This is a genomic window from Streptomyces iakyrus (assembly GCF_000717055.1).
GTDB classification, from domain to species: Bacteria; Actinomycetota; Actinomycetes; order Streptomycetales; family Streptomycetaceae; genus Streptomyces; species Streptomyces iakyrus.
Genome location: NZ_JNXI01000006.1, coordinates 182,213 through 198,972 on the forward strand (window position 1 = coordinate 182,213; position 16,760 = coordinate 198,972).

Annotated in this window: 19 protein-coding genes; 11 read left to right on the forward strand and 8 right to left on the reverse strand. The window is 72.5% G+C overall.

The window, feature by feature from the left end; all coding sequences use genetic code 11:
- Positions 1 to 17 precede the first annotated feature (17 nt).
- Both arsB and OO68_RS12690 read right to left on the reverse strand, forming a co-directional pair.
- Positions 18 to 1,133 (reverse strand): ACR3 family arsenite efflux transporter, encoded by a 1,116-nt coding sequence (arsB, locus tag OO68_RS12685; protein ID WP_033308396.1) that lies wholly within the window; start codon positions 1,131 to 1,133, stop codon positions 18 to 20.
- Positions 1,130 to 1,438 (reverse strand): ArsR/SmtB family transcription factor, encoded by a 309-nt coding sequence (locus OO68_RS12690; protein WP_033308397.1) that lies wholly within the window; start codon positions 1,436 to 1,438, stop codon positions 1,130 to 1,132. The genes arsB and OO68_RS12690 overlap by 4 nt, the downstream gene beginning before the upstream one ends.
- 202 nt (positions 1,439 to 1,640) lie before the next feature.
- Between OO68_RS12690 and OO68_RS12695 the strand changes: the two genes are divergently transcribed.
- Positions 1,641 to 2,060 (forward strand): arsenate reductase ArsC, encoded by a 420-nt coding sequence (locus tag OO68_RS12695; protein ID WP_033308398.1) that lies wholly within the window; start codon positions 1,641 to 1,643, stop codon positions 2,058 to 2,060.
- A gap of 179 nt (positions 2,061 to 2,239) precedes the next feature.
- On the opposite strand, the gene OO68_RS12700 is transcribed toward OO68_RS12695, so the two are convergent.
- Positions 2,240 to 2,512, reverse strand: coding sequence for a DUF3253 domain-containing protein (locus OO68_RS12700; RefSeq protein WP_033308399.1), 273 nt, complete (start codon positions 2,510 to 2,512; stop codon positions 2,240 to 2,242).
- An 82-nt stretch (positions 2,513 to 2,594) separates the two neighbouring features.
- Positions 2,595 to 5,834 carry an AfsR/SARP family transcriptional regulator gene (locus OO68_RS12705; RefSeq protein ID WP_033308400.1) on the reverse strand — a complete coding sequence of 1,080 codons (3,240 nt, stop codon included), beginning with the start codon at positions 5,832 to 5,834 and terminating at the stop codon, positions 2,595 to 2,597.
- Positions 5,835 to 6,019: 185 nt separating this feature from the next.
- Between OO68_RS12705 and OO68_RS42235 the strand changes: the two genes are divergently transcribed.
- The 10 genes from OO68_RS42235 (at position 6,020) to OO68_RS12750 (ending at position 13,387) form a co-directional block, all read left to right on the forward strand.
- Complete coding sequence (locus OO68_RS42235) at positions 6,020 to 6,364, forward strand: NADPH-dependent FMN reductase (protein ID WP_329503636.1); 345 nt, start codon at positions 6,020 to 6,022, stop codon at positions 6,362 to 6,364.
- Positions 6,318 to 6,494 (forward strand): hypothetical protein, encoded by a 177-nt coding sequence (locus OO68_RS43945; protein WP_329503637.1) that lies wholly within the window; start codon positions 6,318 to 6,320, stop codon positions 6,492 to 6,494. The genes OO68_RS42235 and OO68_RS43945 overlap by 47 nt, the downstream gene beginning before the upstream one ends.
- Before the next feature lie 86 nt (positions 6,495 to 6,580).
- Positions 6,581 to 7,468 carry an NAD(P)-dependent oxidoreductase gene (locus OO68_RS12715; RefSeq protein ID WP_033308401.1) on the forward strand — a complete coding sequence of 296 codons (888 nt, stop codon included), beginning with the start codon at positions 6,581 to 6,583 and terminating at the stop codon, positions 7,466 to 7,468.
- A gap of 405 nt (positions 7,469 to 7,873) precedes the next feature.
- Positions 7,874 to 8,401: a hypothetical protein gene (locus tag OO68_RS43065; protein ID WP_051814605.1), complete on the forward strand. Its 528-nt coding sequence runs from the start codon at positions 7,874 to 7,876 to the stop codon at positions 8,399 to 8,401.
- Positions 8,394 to 9,434 (forward strand): hypothetical protein, encoded by a 1,041-nt coding sequence (locus OO68_RS12725; protein WP_033308402.1) that lies wholly within the window; start codon positions 8,394 to 8,396, stop codon positions 9,432 to 9,434. The genes OO68_RS43065 and OO68_RS12725 overlap by 8 nt, the downstream gene beginning before the upstream one ends.
- Before the next feature lie 70 nt (positions 9,435 to 9,504).
- Positions 9,505 to 10,167, forward strand: a complete 663-nt coding sequence (locus tag OO68_RS12730) for a class I SAM-dependent methyltransferase (protein ID WP_033308403.1) — start codon at positions 9,505 to 9,507, stop codon at positions 10,165 to 10,167.
- Positions 10,168 to 10,384: 217 nt separating this feature from the next.
- A complete protein-coding gene (locus OO68_RS12735) occupies positions 10,385 to 11,446 on the forward strand; it encodes a peptidoglycan recognition protein family protein (RefSeq protein WP_033308404.1) in 1,062 nt (353 codons plus the stop codon).
- A 191-nt stretch (positions 11,447 to 11,637) separates the two neighbouring features.
- Complete coding sequence (locus tag OO68_RS12740; RefSeq protein ID WP_033308405.1) at positions 11,638 to 12,759, forward strand: acyltransferase family protein; 1,122 nt, start codon at positions 11,638 to 11,640, stop codon at positions 12,757 to 12,759.
- 55 nt (positions 12,760 to 12,814) lie between these two features.
- On the forward strand, positions 12,815 to 13,045 hold the full coding sequence (locus OO68_RS12745) for a hypervirulence associated TUDOR domain-containing protein (protein ID WP_033308406.1): 231 nt from the start codon (positions 12,815 to 12,817) through the stop codon (positions 13,043 to 13,045).
- Between the two features lie 6 nt (positions 13,046 to 13,051).
- Positions 13,052 to 13,387, forward strand: coding sequence for a DUF3140 domain-containing protein (locus OO68_RS12750; protein WP_033308407.1), 336 nt, complete (start codon positions 13,052 to 13,054; stop codon positions 13,385 to 13,387).
- Here the strand turns inward: OO68_RS12750 and OO68_RS46760 are convergent, their stop codons facing one another.
- The 4 genes from OO68_RS46760 to OO68_RS12765 all read right to left on the reverse strand — a co-directional run bounded on the left by OO68_RS46760 (position 13,388) and on the right by OO68_RS12765 (position 16,749).
- Positions 13,388 to 13,558: a hypothetical protein gene (locus OO68_RS46760; protein ID WP_167345886.1), complete on the reverse strand. Its 171-nt coding sequence runs from the start codon at positions 13,556 to 13,558 to the stop codon at positions 13,388 to 13,390. It lies immediately after the preceding gene.
- Positions 13,559 to 13,769: 211 nt separating this feature from the next.
- Positions 13,770 to 14,000: a hypothetical protein gene (locus OO68_RS12755; protein WP_033308408.1), complete on the reverse strand. Its 231-nt coding sequence runs from the start codon at positions 13,998 to 14,000 to the stop codon at positions 13,770 to 13,772.
- A 386-nt stretch (positions 14,001 to 14,386) separates the two neighbouring features.
- Complete coding sequence (locus tag OO68_RS12760; protein WP_033308409.1) at positions 14,387 to 15,409, reverse strand: hemolysin family protein; 1,023 nt, start codon at positions 15,407 to 15,409, stop codon at positions 14,387 to 14,389.
- Entirely contained in the window at positions 15,406 to 16,749 is a 1,344-nt protein-coding gene (locus OO68_RS12765) for a hemolysin family protein (protein ID WP_033308410.1), read from the reverse strand. The genes OO68_RS12760 and OO68_RS12765 overlap by 4 nt, the downstream gene beginning before the upstream one ends.
- Positions 16,750 to 16,760: the final 11 nt, after the last annotated feature.

A 16,760-nucleotide genomic window follows, 5' to 3' on the forward strand; every position in this document is an offset into this window, starting at 1 on the left:
AGTGGCTCCGCCGAGCTTCACCTCTCCCGCGGCATGGCCGTAGGCCGCTGGCCGGTGCTGAACTTGCGTCGCCAGGCCAGCGATACGTACACGAGCGCCACCAGGACCGGCACCTCGATCAGCGGGCCGACCACGCCCGACAGTGCCTGACCCGAGGTGACCCCGAAGGTGGCGATGGCGACCGCGATGGCCAGCTCGAAGTTGTTGCCGGCCGCGGTGAAGGCGAGGGTCGCTGTCCGGTCATAGGCCAGACCGATGACCTTGCCGAGGGCGAACGTGCCGAACCACATGACCGCGAAGTACACCAGCAGCGGCAGCGCGATGCGGGCCACGTCGAAGGGCTGCGAGGTGATGGTCTTCCCCTGCAGGGCGAAGAGGATGACGATCGTGAAGAGCAGGCCGTAGAGCGCCCACGGGCCGATCTTCGGCAGGAAGCCGGACTCGTACTTTTCGCGGCCGAGCCTCTGTTCGCCGATGCGGCGGGTGAGGAAGCCGGCCAGCAACGGGATGCCGAGGAAGATGACCACGTTCAGCGCGATCTTCCCCATGGAGATGTCCAGGTGCTCGCCGTCGCCCAGGTGCAGCCAGCCGGGCAGCAGGTCGAGGTAGAACCAGCCGAGCAGGCCGAAGGCCAGGACCTGGAAGACCGAGTTCAGTGCCACCAGTACGGCAGCCGCCTCGCGGTCGCCGCAGGCCAGGTCGTTCCAGATGATGACCATGGCGATGCAGCGGGCGAGGCCGACGATGATCAGGCCGGTGCGGTACTCGGGCAGGTCCGGCAGGAAGATCCAGGCCAGCGCGAACATCACGGCCGGGCCGACGATCCAGTTGATGACCAGCGACGAGACCATGAGCTTCTTGTCACCGGTGACGGCGTCGAGTTTGTCGTAGCGGACCTTGGCCAGGACCGGGTACATCATGATCAGCAGGCCGATGGCGATGGGCACGGAGATGCCGCCGATCTCGACCTTCGCCAGGGCGTCGTTCATGCCGGGGACGACGCGGCCGAGACCGAGGCCGATGACCATGGCGAGCAGGATCCAGACGGCGAGGAAACGGTCGAGCGTCGACAGCTTCGCGACCACCGAGGAATCCTCGGCGGGGGACGTCGCGGATGCTTCGGTGCGGGTCACGGGCAGGCCCTCTTGTTGTCGGCGGCAGCGCGGGCGGACTCGGCCAGGTCGGCGAGCCGACCCGCGAGCGAGGCGATGACGTCGGGCTTGAGCCGGTAGTAGGTGAACCGGCCGCACGGCTCCGTCTCCACGACTCCGGCCTCGCGCAGCACCTTCAGGTGGTTGGAGAGGTTGGTCTGCCGGGCGCCGGTCTCCTCCACCAGGTGGGTGGTGCACAGCGTCTCTTTGGCCAGCAAGGTCACGATGCGAAGCCTGAGCGGGTCGGCCAGAACCCGGATCAGATCAGTGTCGACTGACGTCAGCATGGGCTGATACTGTCACATCACTCCGAGCTGATACCAGCCGGGGTTGATGCACGGGATCTGCGTCTCCGCGCCCCAGCATGGGATGTGGTCCGCTGCATCCGCGACGGGATCGACGCCCGCATCACCGAACTGCTCGCCCTCTGCCGACCGCCCGGCTCCGCACCCCCCGCCACCGCAAGCACCAGTGACAAAGGAAGAACCGATGTCCTCCAGCCCGCTCGCCTCCGTGCTGTTCGTCTGCGTCCACAACGCCGGGCGCTCGCAGATGGCTGCCGGATTCCTCTCCCACCTCGCGGGAGACCGGATCGAGGTCCGCTCCGCCGGATCCGTCCCGGGCGACCAGGTCAACCCCTCAGCGGTCGAGGCCATGAGGGAGGTCGGTGTCGACATCGCCGACGCCGAGCCGAAGATCCTGACCACCGAGGCCGTCCAGGCGTCGGACTACGTCATCACCATGGGCTGCGGCGACGCCTGCCCGATCTTCCCGGGCAAGAAGTACCTCGACTGGGCCCTGGAGGACCCGGCGGGCAAGGGCGTCGAGGCCGTCCGTCCGATCCGCGACGAGATCAAGACCCGCATCGAGGCCCTGATCGCCGAGATCGACGCTGAGCGGGGGGAGTGACCGGGGAAGGTCTCGACCTCGGTCGTCGTGGTCGGCGCGCCGCCTACGAAGATCGCACCGCCGACTGCAAGGAGAAGCGCACCGTCGGCGGTGGAGGACTGGGCGACGCCGGCGACGAGGGTGCTGTTCACGTTCCGGAGCCCGTAGTACCCGCCGCCCGATTCATTGAGGAGTCTCCGTCAGCGCGGGCGGCGGATGCGGAGGGGGCCGCGGGCCTCGGCCTCCGTGACGGGGCGGCCGGACCGGGTCACCTCGGCCTTGCCGGCCGCCGACAGGTTCCAGGCCGCTCGGCGGACCGGTTCCATCAGGGCTCGCCAGCCTTCGTCGTCGCCTTCGTAGGCCTCGCGCGCCGCGTCGGAAGGGCAGATGGAAGACGTGGCAGCACGCCGCTCCAGCAGGTTCATGATGACCTGCTCCAGCCGCTGGGTGAGTTGCCGGTCCGTCTCCGCCACGCCATCCAGTGTCGCACCGTTCGCAAGGGGGCGACGCTTGCCTCCCCGCGGAGCTCTCCTGGTCAGGTGCCAGGCCGGCGGCTCACGGTGTTCCCGGGTGCGTCGACTCCGCCAGGGCCTCCGCCTCGTGCTGGCGCTCGGTGCCTGTCGTGAACTCGCGTATGTACGTGGCCTCGCCCAGCGCGGCGCGCAGGCGGGCCGCGATGCGCTCCACGTCCCCCCGTTCCGCCGGGGGGTGCGGGGCGCCGGCCCGTTCGCGGGTCGCCGCCGCCGTGCCGAGGAGACGGGTCGCGCGGTGCGGGGCGCCTGCCACGGAGTAGGCGCCTGCCAGGCCTTCCAGGGCCAGGGCGACCGAGCGCGGGTCCTTGGTCGTGGCGGCGGCCGCGAGGCCGTCCCGGTGGTAGGCCAACGCCCGCCCGGCGTCGCCGCGCTGCTCGGCGATGAACCCCAACTCGGCCAGAACCAGGGCCAGCCCCGGGCCGTCACCGCGGCGGCGGTTCCAGGAGAGCCAGGGCCGCAGCCACTCCTCGGCGGCGTCGAGGCGGCCCTGGCGGCGGGCGCTCAGGGCGAGGCCCAGTGCGGCGAACTGCTCGGCCGGCTGGTTGCCCTGCGCCTCCGCGATCCGCAGGGCGCGCGTGTGCAGGTCGTCGGCCTCGTCGTAGCGCTGGGTGAGCAGGGCGATCCTGCCGAGACCCGACAGCTTCGTGGACATCTCGGGCCAGGTCTCCAGGGTCTGGGCGATGTGCAGGCTCTCCCGGTGCAGCTGGGCGGCGGAATCGTAGTCACCGTTGATCTCGGCCAGCCTGCCGAGCACGTCCGTCGTCTTCAGCCGGCCCCACAGGTCGCCCAGTTCCGCGAAGTGGGCGCGGGCCTCCTCGGCGTTGCCGCGCAGCGACTCCAGGTCCCCGCGGGCCAGGGCGAAGCAGGCGCGCGTGGTCAGCGCGGCGGCGGTGCCCCACGCGTCGCGCAGGGTGCGGAAGCGCACCAGGACGCGCTCGACCCGCTGCTCGCCCTTGACCAGCGCCCCCACCGTCCACTGCGCGTGCGCCAGGAACCACTGGGCCCTGGTCGACTCCAGGGTGGACTCCGGCGGGTACTCCTCCAGGGCGTCGCACTCCCGGTCGTGCTCGCCGAGCAGCAGCCGGATGCCCGTGTACCAGAACTCCGCCTCCACGCGCTCCTCGGGCGCGGCCTCGCCCGGTGTGTCCAGGGCCGTCGCCAGCGCCCTGCGGGCCTCGCCCAGCCGGCCGCGGACGTACCAGTACCAGGTCAGCGAGTTGACCAGGCGCAGCGCTTCCTGCGCGGCCCCGGCCCGGTCGGCCTCGGCCAGCGCGCGCTGCACGTTGGCCGCCTCCAGGTCCAGGTACTGGAACCAGCGCGACTGCTCCCGCTCGTGCAGATGCGGCCGGGCCCGCTCGGCGAGGCGGACGCAGTGCCGCAGGTGCCGGGCGGCGGTCTCGGCGTGCTCACCGGACTCGGCGAGCTTGTCACGCGCGTAGACCGCGACCGACTCCAGCAGCCGGTAGCGCGGGCCCTGCGGCCCTTCGGTGCGGACGGCCAGCGAGCGCTCCACGAGCAGGCTCAGCGCGTCGAGGACGTCGGCGGCGGACACACCGCCGCTGGAGCACACGTCCTCGGCGGCCCGCAGACCGCACCCCTCGCCGAACACCGACAGCCGGCGCAGCACGGTCCGTTCACGGTCGTCGAGCAGGCCCCAGCTCCAGTCAAGCGTGGCCTGCAGGGTCCGGTGGCGTGAAGGGGCGTCGCGATAGCCGCTGTTGAGCACCTTGAAACGGTCATCGAGCCGGTCGTGCAGTTCCCTGATACCCAGCGACCGCACGCGGGTGGCGGCCAGTTCCAGGGCGAGCGGGATGCCGTCGAGGCGCCGGCACACATCGGCGACCAGCGGGGCGGTGGTGGCGTCGAGCACGAACTCCGGGTCCGTCGCCCTGGTCCGGTCGACGAAGAGGCGTACGGCCCCCGCGCTCGTCAGGGTGTCGAGGTCCGGGCCGTCCTCCGGCGGCAGGGACAGGGGCCCCACCGGATACACCGTCTCGTCACGGGTGCGCAGCGGCTCCTGGCTGGTCGTCAGGATGCGCAGCTGCGGGGCCCGGTTCAGCAGCGGACCGGCCAGTTGCGCGACGGCCTTCACGACGTGCTCGCAATTGTCCAGCACGAGCAGCAGCCGCCGGCCGGCCAGCGCGTTCGCCAGACGGTCCGTGGGGCCCTTGGCGTCGTCGTCGGAGCTGCTCTCCCGGATGCCCAGCGTCGCCATGACCTGCTCGGCCAGCGCCTCCGCGCCGGCGAACCGCTCCAGGCCCCCGGCGTCCGCGAGTTCCACCAGCCAGGTGCCGTCCCCGAACGCGCCCGCCAGGCTCTCCGCCGTGGCCTGGGCGAGGCGCGTCTTGCCGACCCCTCCCGGCCCGGTGAGCGTCACCAGGCGGCGCTGGGAGAGCAGGGTCCGGATCGCCCGGACGTCCTGCTCGCGGCCCACCAGGGGTGAGGCCGACCCGGCCGGCCCCGGCCCCGCCTGCCCGCCGGCGGCGGACGCCGCGGGCGGCTCCGGCCGGGCCAGCACCGGATCGTGGCGCAGGATGGCCTGCTGAAGGGCCTCCAGGGACGGGCCGGGAGTCAGCCCCAGCTCCTCGTCCAGCCGGCGCCGCAGGTCGTTGAAGCAGTCGAGCGCGTCGGAGGAGCGCCCCGCCTGGTACAGCGCCCACATCAGCGCGCCCCGCAGCCCCTCCCGTAGCGGATGCTGCGCCACCAGTTCCGTCAGCTCGCCCACGAGCAGGCTGTGCTCGCCCAACTCCAGCCGCACGGCGGCGTGTTCCTCCACCGCCGTCAGCCGCTCCTCCTCCAGGCTCGCCGCCGTCGGCCGTACGGACGGCCGGTCCGCGAACTCGGCGAAGGCGGGGCCGCGCCACAGTGCCAGCGCCTCGGTGTAGAGCGCGGCCCGCGTCACGGGATCCTCACCGGACCGGGCCCGGGCGAGCAGTTCACGGAACCGCCCGGCGTCGAGCGCTCCGGCCGGGACGTCCAGGACGTACCCGGGCGGCCGGTGCGCGATCAGTTCGCGGCCGCCCGTCTCCGCGTCCTCCAACGCGCGCCGTAACTGGGAGACCTTGGCCTGGAGCGACGCCGCCGGCCGGACCGTGAACGTCGAGCCGCCCCACAGGTCCTCGATGAGCCGCGCCGCGGGAACGACCTGCTTGTGGTGGGCGAGCAGATCGGCGAGGAGCATACGCACCTTGACTTCGGGTACCCGCACGACACGACTCTCGTCCGTGCGCACCTCCAGCGGCCCCAGCACCCCGAATTCCATGATCTCAGCGTAGCCGCCCGACGACCGGCGCGACCGGCGACGACAAGGGCTCGGCCACCGCTGCGCGGGGTGTTCCCGCAGCGTTTCCGAAGTCGTCCGAAGCGAATCCGAAGGGGCAGATGCCATGGTTCCCCGAGGAATGCGGTTTCGGCGGGGGAGCGGAGGTCGGGGGCAGGTGGCCGAGAATGAGCGACTGCGGCCGGCGATCATCATCGGCAAGCATCAGGAAGGGTCGGTTCGGGCACGTCGCGGCGGAATGGCCGGCCTTCCGGGCCCGGTTGCGGCGCGACTTCGACGTCGGCGTCATAGACCTCGCCACGGCCTGGCTGCCCGACGTGATGTCCGCCGACCCCACGGCGCCCCGCCCCCAGGCCGTGAAGGACCTCGCGCCCTGGCTGGAGGCGGCCGACGCGTTCGTGGTCGTCACCCCCGAGCACAACCAGACGTTCCCGGCGTCCCTGAAGAACGCGATCGACCGAGGCCGTGGAGATCCTCCACAACGCCAGCGGCGGCTCCGTCATCCGGCGTGACGTCCACCTCCAGCGCTTCCACCGCGACATCCAGGGCTTCTCGCTGCACGCCCTCGCCACCGCCGGCGTCAACCTCGAACTCCAGGGCCGCGTCCTGGTCGGCCTGGAGCCCGGCACCGTCTTCCTCTGAGTCGGCGCCCGGACCCGTCCCTTTCACCGGTGCGCCCCGCGTGCCGGTTCGTACAGCACACCACTTCGTTCTGGAGGAACACATTCATGGGTGACAACCACACCTCGGTGTCGGTGCTCGGCCTCGGCCTGATGGGGCAGGCCCTGGCCGCCGCCTTCCTGAAGGCGGGCCACGCCACCACCGTGTGGAACCGTTCGGCGGACAAGGCCGACGGCCTCGTCAAGGACGGCGCGGTCCTCGCCGCGAACCCCGCCGACGCCGTCGCCGCGAGCGACCTCGTGGTCGTGTGTGTGTCGACGTACGACGTCGTGCACGACGTCATCGGCTCGCTCGGCGACGCCCTGCGCGGCAAGACCGTCGTCAACCTGACCACCGGCTCCTCCGAGCAGGCCCGGCAGACCGCCGAGTGGGCGGAGAAGAACGGCGCCCAGTACCTCGACGGCGCCATCATGATCACCCCGCCCGGCATCGGCGCCGAGACCTCCGTCCTCTTCTACGCCGGTGACCAGGCCGTCTTCGACGCGCACGAGCCCGTCCTGAAGCTCCTCGGCGGCGGCACCACCTACCTCGGCATTGACCACGGCAAGCCCGCCCTGTTCGACGTGTCGCTGCTCGGCCTGATGTGGGGCGCCCTCAACAGCTTCCTGCACGGTGTGGCCATCGTGGAGACCGGCGGCGTCAAGGCGCAGGAGTTCCTGCCGTGGGCGCACATGTGGCTCGACGCCATCAAGATGTTCACGGCCGACTACGCCGCGCAGATCGACGCCGGCGACGAGAGGTTCCCGGCCAACGACGCCACCCTGGAGACCCACCTGGGCGCGCTCAAGCACCTCGTCGAGGAGTCCGAGGCGCTCGGCGTCGACACCGAACTGCCCAAGTACTCCGAGGCGCTGATGGAGGGCATCATCGCCCAGGGCCACGCCAAGAACAGCTACGCCAGCGTCGTGAAGGCATACCGCCGCCCGGCCGAGTGACACCCGGCTCCGGTATTCGCTTCACCCGGGCGCCACCGCGCTCACCGCCGCCGCGACGGCGTCCCCCGCCGCGGCCGACGACAAGCCCTACGACGCCATCGTCGTCGGCGCCGGATACGCGGGCGGCACCGTCGCCCGCGAGCTGGGCGCGCGCGGTATGGGGGTCCTGGTCCTGGAGGCCCGCGGCCGGGAGCACCGGCCCCGACAGCGCCGACTACCACCCGCTGCGTATCGACCCCTGGCGCGTCCAGGTCCTGCGCGGCTCGGACCTGAGCAGCCGCATCTGGGCGGCCGACCCGCCGCCGCACTCCTGACCCCGGCCGCCGGACACCCGGCCCGATTGCCCCGCCCTCCCGGCGTGCGGTTGGATCGGGGCATGAACGAGGCGGCGACCGAGGAGAGTTGATGTCGGCAGAGGGGGAGCGGACGGAGAACACCTCCGCCGGCCACGCCAGCGGGCAGGCCCACCACTTCACGACCGGAGGCGGCCCTGGGTGGGGCCCGGTGCCCTCTCCGCCCCCGGACGGGCGCGTCGACGAACTCCTCGTCCTGCTCCGGGAAGTGCGGTCCGACCTCGAACGCCTGCAGAGCACGGACGACATCACCGCGCTCAGGGACGCGTGCGACGAGGCCGAGCAGGAGATCTCCCGGACGGGCCTCGTCACACCGGGCCTCGCCACCCGGCTCCGCGCCCGGCTGGCGGCGGCCGAACCGGCCCCGTCGCTCCTGGCCTCCGTCGCCACACTCGCCCAGGCGCTCGCCCAGGTGGACGGGCCCCTGGGCACTCCGGAACCCGACAGGCGGCGCTCGATGCGGCCGAAGCCCTCCGGTGCCGGGCACCCCGGCGCGTACGGGGCACCGGTGGGCCACACCCCGCCCGGCCCCAGCACCGGTTCCGACGACGACGAATGGCCCGACCCGGCCGATGGGTGACATCGCCAAGGGCGTGCTGGGCGGAGCCTGGACGCTGCTGGTGGGCTGGATCCTGCCCACCGCGCTGAATCTGGCCGTCTTCCTGCTCACCGTCGCCCCGAGCCTTCGTGACCTCGGCCCGCTCGAACGGCTGCGCGGCGCCGGCGGACTCGGCACCGGCCTCACCCTGCTGACCGGCGCGCTGCTGCTCGGCCTGGTCGCCAACGCCTGCCAGAACGCGCTCTACCGGCTCCTGGAGGGGTACCTGCTGTGGCCGGCCCGGGCCTTCGAGGCGGGCTGCCGGCGCAGCCGCCGCAGCAGGGCGTTCCTCGCGGACCGGCTGACCGTGCTCCGCCTGGAGCGCCGCCGGGCCGAGCAGGGGCCGCTGCGGACCGCGGACGCCGAAGAGCTCGCCAGGCTGCTCGCCGACCCGCGCCTCGCCCGGGCCGCCGAGCGGGACCGGCGTCGTACCGCCGTCCAGCGCGGGCTGCTGCGTGAGCGGTTCGCCCGGTTCCCGATCGCCGACGACCAGATCGCCCCGACCCGGCTCGGGAACGCCATCCGCCGCTTCGAGGAGTACGGCTGGGACCGCTACCGCCTCGACACCCAGCTGTTGTGGAACGAACTCAGCGGCTGCGTCCCGGACCAGATCCGCCGCCAGAGCGAACTCGCCCGCACCAGCGTCGACTTCTTCGTCGCCCTGCTGGCCGGCCATGTCGTCGTGGTCCTGGCGGCGGCTCTCGCCCTCGTGGCCGGGGACAAGCCGGACCGCGTCGCCCTGCTGAGCACCCTCGTCGTACTCGCCGCGCTCGTGCCGGTCTGGTACCGGTCCGCGGTCACCGCGACCGACGAGTGGGCCGCCGCCGTCCGGGCCCTGGTCAACACCGGCCGCAAGCCCCTCGCGGCCTCCCTCGGTCTCGCCCTCCCGCAGACCCTCGCCGCGGAACGCGCCATGTGGACGATGGTGTCCCGGCTCTCCCGCATCCCGTACCACGAACGCGCCGCCGCCCTGGACCCCTACCGCGCGGAACCCACCACGACGGACCCCGCCTGACCCCGGGGCCCCGCGGACGACCGTCGACATCCGGTCGTCCGCGACGGCCGGCCGGGCCCAGGGTGCGGCCATGGACTGCAGCGCCTGGCACGGCGGGTACGACACCGCCGACTCCTGGATGGCACGGCGGCTGCGGACCGTGCGGCAGCAGATCCGCCGGGCCCTCGACGACGCCCCGCCCGGGCCGCTCAAGGTGATCAGCCTGTGCGCCGGGGACGGCAGGGACCTCCTCCACGTCCTCGCCGGCCACCCCCGGCGCCACGACGTGCGGGCCAGACTGGTCGAACTGGACCCCCGCAACGTCGAGGCGGCCTCGGACGCGGCGCGCCAGGCGCACCTGGACGGGGTCGAGGTGGTGACCGGTGACGCCTCGCTCGTCGACCGCTACCAGGACCTGGCCCCGGCACATCTCGTCCTGGTCTGCGGGGTGTTCGGCAACATCACCGACGCCGACATCGAGCGGACCATCGGCGCCTGCACCCAGCTCTGCCAGGCCGGCGGCACCGTCGTCTGGACCCGGCACCGTGGCGAGCCCGACCGGGTGCCGCTGATCTGCCGCCGGTTCGAGAGGGAGGGCTTCGAACTGCTGTGGCTGTCCGAACCGGACGCCGGCTACGGAGTCGGAGTGCACCGGTTCACCGGCACGCCGCGGCCGCTGCGCCCCGGTCTGCGCATGTTCGAATTCGTGGGCTACGACGTGCTGCGGGACCTCCCTGGTGCGGCAACGTCGTAATCGCGCCGATTTTGCGGACGTGGCCTCGGCGAGGTGAGTGACGGGGCGAGCGGCGGAAGAATGATGAGAGCGACCTGGAACGGCACACCCGGAACCCGCGGGCGGAGCGATCCGCCGAACCCGCGCCGCCGGGCGAGCTCCGAGATCAGGCACGCTCCCCCGATGTGATCGGACCGTCTTCGACCGGCACGAACGCGCCGGAACGGAGGACTGACTCATGGCCACCCCGCTCACCGCCGCCCGGCTCGTCGCCGCGTTGAAGGCCGAGGGCTGCGCCGTCCGCGAAGTCACCGGCTGGCGCACCAACAACCGTAACCACAAAGGTCCTTGGGGTCCCGTGCACGGCGCGATGATCCACCACACCGTCACCGGCTCCGGTACGGACGTCGTCGGACTGATCTTCCACGGCCACAGCGCCCTGCCCGGCCCGCTCGCCACCGGATGCATCACCAAGGACGGCGTCGTCCACCTCACCGGAAACGGCCGGGCCAACCACGCCGGAGGCGGTGACCGCGACGTGCTCGACGCGGTCATCGGCGAGTCCTACGGCACGTATCCGCCCCCCACGCACGAGCACGACGGCTCGGCCGGCGCCGTCGACGGCAACGCCCGCTTCTACGGCTGGGAGTGCGAGAACAGGGGCGACGGCAAGGACCCGTGGCCGCCCGCCCAGTACCTCGCCATGGTCAAGGCCACCGTCGCGATCTGCCGCGCGCACGGCTGGGGCCACAAGAGCGCCATCGGCCACCTGGAATGGAGCGACTGGAAGGTCGACCCGCGCGGATTCGACATGGCCGGCTTCCGCCGAGACGTCGCCGACGCCCTGGCCCTCCCGGCGGGCCGGTGGGAAGGAGAGGACCCCATGCCCCAGTACGTGAACCTCGGTGTCGCCGGGGAGTACCAACTCGCGCCCGGCGCCTGGGACTCGGTCGAGTTCACCGAGGAGTGGACCGACGAGACCGGCCACCACGCCACCGGCGGCAGCGTGTTCGCCCGGGGACCGGCCCGCTTCAGCGGCACCGTCAGTCTCCACATCGACGGTCTGCCGGCGGGTGCGGTCGTGCAGGCGCGCATGTCGGAGTACGAGGGCGACGAGCTCCGGACGGACCACCCGATCCACGAGATCACCGGGACCGGCGGCGGCAGCTTCGTGGTCGTCCCCGTGACCAAGCGGCTCGCCACGGGGCGCAGCATGCGGGTGCGGCTGCTGAACCAGGCCGCCGTCCCCGTCACCGTCGTGAGCGCCGTACTGACCGCGCTGGTCTGGAAGGAGACCTGAGCACCGCCCTCCGGGAGACGATTGCCCGCCCGCGCACGTATACCCGGGCATGAACCGAAGCGAGCCACGTCCGTTACGAGTTGAACGAACGCACGGCCCTGTGATTAGGGTGCGGGCGATGTTCTGCGCGCACCCCACTCCCTTACTCCCGGCCGCCAGAGGCACCCACGCCTCCCGTTGCGGGAGGTCCCGTGAGTGACACGGTGACCGCGGCCCGCCCCGGGGCCGCGGTGACGCGGGCGACGGGGACGAAGGAGCGGGACGCGGCGCCCCGCCCGGTCCGGCAGCGGGACGCCTTCTTCGACAACGCCAAGTACCTCGCGATCGTCCTGGTGGCCGTCGGGCACGCCTGGGAGCCACTGCGCCAGGGCAGCAGGACCGTCACCGCCCTCTACATGCTCGTCTACGCCTTCCACATGCCGGCGTTCATCATCGTCTCCGGCTACTTCTCCCGCACCTTCGACGGCAGCCCCGCCCGGCTCGGGCGCCTGCTCACCGGCGTCGTCGTCCCGTACGTGGTGTTCGAGACGGCGTACACCCTGTTCACCCGCTGGACCAGCCAGGACCCCGGCCGCCCGGTCAGCCTGCTGGACCCCCTGTACCTCACCTGGTTCCTCGCGGCGCTGTTCGTCTGGCGGCTGACCACACCCCTGTGGCGGCTGGTGCGGTGGCCGCTCCCGCTCGCCCTGGCCGTCGCGATGCTGGCGACGACCGCACCGTCCATCGGCCATGACCTCGATCTCCAGCGCACCCTGCAGTTCCTGCCGTACTTCGTGTTCGGCCTGCTGCTGCGCCCGGAGCACTTCCGGCTGGTACGACGGCGCGAGGTGCGGATCCTCGCCGTGCCGGTGGCCGCCTGCGCCCTGGCCGTGGCGTACTGGGCGGTCCCGCGGATGGACTACGCCTGGTTCTTCCACGCCGACAGCGCCCCGGAGCTGGGCGTGCCCCTCTGGTACGGGCCCGTGATGACCCTGGCCGCCTTCGGCTGCTCGCTCGTCCTGGTCGGCTGCTTCCTCGCCTGGGTGCCCGGGCGCCGGACGTGGTTCACCGTGCTGGGCGCCGGCACCCTGTGCGGCTACCTGCTGCACGGCTTCGTCGCGCAGGCCGCGAAGTACTGGGGCTGGTACGAGCCGGCCTGGGTGCGCGGGCCCGTAGGCGTGGTCGCCGCCGCCCTGGTCGCGGGCGTGATCGTCACCGCCCTGTGCACTCCGTCCGTACGGCGGGTCTTCCGCCCCGTGACGGAACCGGGCATGGCGTGGGCCTTCCGCGGCACGGCCGCCACCCGGACCGGTACCCGTCGGGCTGCGCCCTGACCGTACAGCCCGCACGCTGGAGGGACAGCACACTTCTCCGCGAGGGAGCACCGGCATGGCGAAGGGCCGCAGCGAGGGCGGGAAGCCGAAGAAGGGTGACAAGGTCACCTGGAGCAGTCACGGCAGCCGGACCGAGGGCGAGATCGAGAGGGAGATCACCGAACGGACCGAGGCATCGGGCCGCACGGTCGACGCCTCACCGGACGACCCGCAGTACGAGGTGCGCAGCGACAAGTCCGGCAGGACCGCGGTGCACAAGCCGTCCGCGCTCAAGAAGAAGAAGTGAGGCGGCGTGGACGAGGAGGAGCGCGAGGAGACCTGGAACGACTTCCGTGAGCTGGTGAACATGACACCGGCTGACCTGGAGAAATGGCTGGAGTCCGACGCATCGCAAGGCGTCGGGCAGCACCAGGACGGGGGTGAGTCCACCGGGCACGCCTCCGGCCGCCGGATCGTGGCGATCCTGCGCGCCCGCAAGGGCGACCTCACGGACGACGACTACCGGCACATGCGCAAGGTCGTCGGCTACGTACGCCGCCACCAGGCCCAGCGGCCCTCCGGGGACGTCCGGGACACGCGGTGGCGGTACTCCCTGATGAACTGGGGCCACGACCCGCTCGCCGGGTGATCAGGGCGCGCCGGTCTCGTGCGGGGTCGCGGCGACACCGTTCAGCGCCTGCGTCATCTGGTGCTGCGTCTCTTCGGCCACGGCACGGGCCTCCTCGACGACGTCACCCCGTTCGCGTATGAGGCTCGCGTAGATCGGCAGTTCTTCGGTTCGGGTCGAGTCGGTCTTCACAGTGGGTTCCAATCGGTTTGCAGCCGGGATCCGGGGGGTCCGAGTAAGTCTGCGTCACGGCCCCGCACCGCGTTACCCACCCCCGTGGTGTTCAGATTTCCGTCACGTGTTTCGCAAATTCCTCACGTTTGCGATCCGTGGCCGAACGCCGCTGCTCCGCACGCGAAAGGGCCCCGGGAAACGCTTCCCGGGGCCCTTCGTGCGCAGGTCGTCAGAGCGACGTCGTGTGGACGCCCGCGTGGCCGCCCGCGGCCGCGCCCTCCGGCGACAGGGTCGCCTGCAGGGCGGCGCAGGCCTCGCCGGTCAGGGGGCCGACCAGGCCGGCGGAGAGGCCGCCCACGAGGCCCGCGGAGACATCGACGCCGCCCGCGTTGCCGCCGGCGACGGCGTCCAGGTCGGCGTCGGAGAGCTCGGCGGTGGCGACCCGAGAAGTGAGGTTCATGGGGGTGTTTCCCTTCGCGTGAATGTCTCGCAGTGGCGGTGAGCGTGAGTGACGCCGGAGCCGGGGACCAGCTCCCGTCCCGGCTGCTCCCGCCGTGCGCAGGATCAAAACACTCCCCGCCAAGGAGAGCCAACCGCCTTCCGGCGACGAGCGGTTCCGTCCGGCAGCCGTCTTCACCGCTGTGACCGCGGGGTCACCGGATGCGCCCACTCCTTCACACAGCCCGTCGCCCGACCGCGTGCGGGAGTGTTGTGCCCCGGATCCCGAAGCGGGCACTTCACCGCCAACCCCCCCTGCCGGAACCGGGACGCGCCGGCGGGCCGGGCGGCGCGCCGCCTCCCGGCCCGCGGTGTGCAGATGTGCTGGAGTTTCGGGCCCCGTCCCCGTCAGGCCGCCGCGGCCGGCTGCATCAGACGGGCCAGCAGGTCGTCCAGGGTGACCAGGCCGGTGAGCCGGCCGGAGCCGTCGCGGACCACGGCCAGGGACGACCGGCGGCGGCGCAGCACCTCGATCGCCTCGGCGACCGTGGCGGTCTCCGCCAGCTCGGGCACCGGCCGGGCGAGGTCCCGCGCGGTCGTGGCCCGGCCCCGGGCCCGGGCCACCAGGGCGTCCCGGGCGTGCACCGAGCCGAGGACGGTGCCGTTCTCCCGGACCAGCAGCCGCGTGCGGTCGTGCTCGGCGGCGAAGCGCAGCAGCGCCTCGACGTCCGCGCCGCCCTCGGCCCAGGTGATCTCGGCGGCCGGGATCCGCAGCGCCGCGACCGGTGTCTCCGGCTCGGTCAGCGAGCGGGTCAGCAGCTCCGAGTCGGTCGCGCTGATCAGGCCCAGCCGCTCCGACTCCTCCACCAGGTGCGTCAGCTGCTCCCGGTTGTGCACCGAGGCCAGCTCGTCGCGCGGGGCCACCCGGCACAGCCGCACCAGGGCGTTGCTCACCGAGTTCAGCAGCCGGATCAGCGGACGCACGGCCCGCACCACGGCCCGGAACGGCGGCGACAGCAGCATCGCCGAACGCTCCGGGTGGGCGATGGCCCAGGACTTGGGCGCCATCTCGCCGACCACCATGTGCAGGAACACCACCACGACCATCGCCACGGCGAAGGCCACGCCGTAGCTCACCGCGCTGGGCAGGCCCAGTGTGTGCAGTAGCGGGTCGAGTTCGTGCGAGATCGCCGGCTTGGACACCGAGCCGAGGCACAGCGTGCACACGGTGATGCCCAGCTGGGCACCGGCCAGCATCAGCGACAGCTCGCGCATGCCGGCCAGGGCCGCGCCGGCGCCGCGCCGCCCGTCGGCCGCCGCCTTCTCCATGCGGTGGCGCTTGGCGGCGACGAGGGCGAACTCGGCCGCGACGAAGAAGCCGCTGCCGATCAGCAGCAGCACGGTCACGAAGACCGCCATCGGGAAACTCACGCCATCTCCTCGGCTTCCACGGCCTCCACCAGCGGGCTGATCCGGACCCGGTCGGCCACGTGCCGGTCCAGTGTGCGGACGTCGATCACGGCCCGGCCGCCGCCGGGCAGGCCGACCGTGACGCGGTCACCGACCGTCGGGAAGCGGCCGAGCCGGTCCACCACCAGGCCGGCCACGGTGTCGTAGTCGTCGTCCTCCGGCAGCCGGACACCGGTCGCCTCGGCCACCTCGTCCACCCGTCGGCCGGCGTCCACCAGCCAGCCGTCGCCGTCGGCGACGGCGAGCAGGGTGACCTTGTCGGACTCGTCGGCGATGTCCCCGACCAGCTCCTCGGCGATGTCCTCGTAGGTGACGATGCCCGCCACGCCGCCGTGCTCGTCGAGGACGACCGCGAACTCGTCGTCCTGCTCCCGCATCCGCGTCACCGCGTCGGGCAGCGCGAGGGTGTCCGGCAGCAGCAGGGGGCGCCGGGCCACCTCCCCGGCCCGTGCGCCGGCCATCCGGGCGGCGGGCAGCGCCATCAGCTCGCGCACGCCCAGCACGCCCACGATGTCGTCCGGGTGGTCGCCGAGCACCGGGTAGTTGGAGTGGCCGTGCCGGGCGATCAGGCCGACGGCCTCCTCGGCGCCGGCGTCCTTGCGCACGAACACGGCGTCCGCGCGCGGCACCATCACCTCGTCGAGGGTGCGCTCGGAGAACTCCAGCGCGTGGTCCAGCAGCGCGGCGGTGTCCTCGGGCAGCTCGCCCTGTTCGTGGGACTCGCCGATCAGATGGCCCAGCTCCTCCAGGGTGGCGCCATGGTGCAGTTCCTCGACGGGCTCGATCCCGGCCTTGCGCAGCAGCCGGTCGGCCGCGCCGTCGAAGACCCGCACGACGGGCCCGACGACCTTCAGGTAGGCGAGGGTGGAGGGCGCCAGCGCCTTCGCCAGCCGCTCGGGCACGGCGATCGCGAGGTTCTTGGGGGCGAGTTCGCCCAGCACCATCTGCACGACCGTGGCCAGCGTGAAGGCGAGGACGACCGCGATGCCGCCGACGGCCGCGTCCGGCAGGCCCAGCCCCGACAGGGCGGGCCTGAGCAGGGCGGACACCGAGGGTTCGGCGATGAAGCCGACCACCAGGCCGGTGACGGTGATGCCGAGCTGCGCGCCGGACAGCATGAACGACAGCCGCTCCAGCACCGTGAGGGCACGGGCCGCCCTGCGGTCCCCGGCCTCGGCCTCACGCGCGAGGGTGAGCCGGTCGGCGGAGACGTAGGCGAACTCCTGGGCGACGAAGTAGCCGGTGCCGGCGGTCAGCAGGAACACGGCGAGCAGGCCCAGCAGGGCCTGTGCGGCACTCATCCGACACCACC

Coding starts and splice junctions, on each gene's coding strand:
- OO68_RS12690 (WP_033308397.1), bottom strand. CDS start 1,438: ATGCTGACGTCAGTCGACACTGATCTGATCCGGGTTCTGGCCGACCCG.
- OO68_RS12695 (WP_033308398.1), top strand. CDS start 1,641: ATGTCCTCCAGCCCGCTCGCCTCCGTGCTGTTCGTCTGCGTCCACAAC.
- OO68_RS12705 (WP_033308400.1), bottom strand. CDS start 5,834: ATGGAATTCGGGGTGCTGGGGCCGCTGGAGGTGCGCACGGACGAGAGT.
- OO68_RS42235 (WP_329503636.1), top strand. CDS start 6,020: ATGAGCGACTGCGGCCGGCGATCATCATCGGCAAGCATCAGGAAGGGT.
- OO68_RS12715 (WP_033308401.1), top strand. CDS start 6,581: ATGGGTGACAACCACACCTCGGTGTCGGTGCTCGGCCTCGGCCTGATG.
- OO68_RS43065 (WP_051814605.1), top strand. CDS start 7,874: ATGTCGGCAGAGGGGGAGCGGACGGAGAACACCTCCGCCGGCCACGCC.
- OO68_RS12725 (WP_033308402.1), top strand. CDS start 8,394: ATGGGTGACATCGCCAAGGGCGTGCTGGGCGGAGCCTGGACGCTGCTG.
- OO68_RS12730 (WP_033308403.1), top strand. CDS start 9,505: ATGGACTGCAGCGCCTGGCACGGCGGGTACGACACCGCCGACTCCTGG.
- OO68_RS12735 (WP_033308404.1), top strand. CDS start 10,385: ATGGCCACCCCGCTCACCGCCGCCCGGCTCGTCGCCGCGTTGAAGGCC.
- OO68_RS12745 (WP_033308406.1), top strand. CDS start 12,815: ATGGCGAAGGGCCGCAGCGAGGGCGGGAAGCCGAAGAAGGGTGACAAG.
- OO68_RS12755 (WP_033308408.1), bottom strand. CDS start 14,000: ATGAACCTCACTTCTCGGGTCGCCACCGCCGAGCTCTCCGACGCCGAC.
- OO68_RS12765 (WP_033308410.1), bottom strand. CDS start 16,749: ATGAGTGCCGCACAGGCCCTGCTGGGCCTGCTCGCCGTGTTCCTGCTG.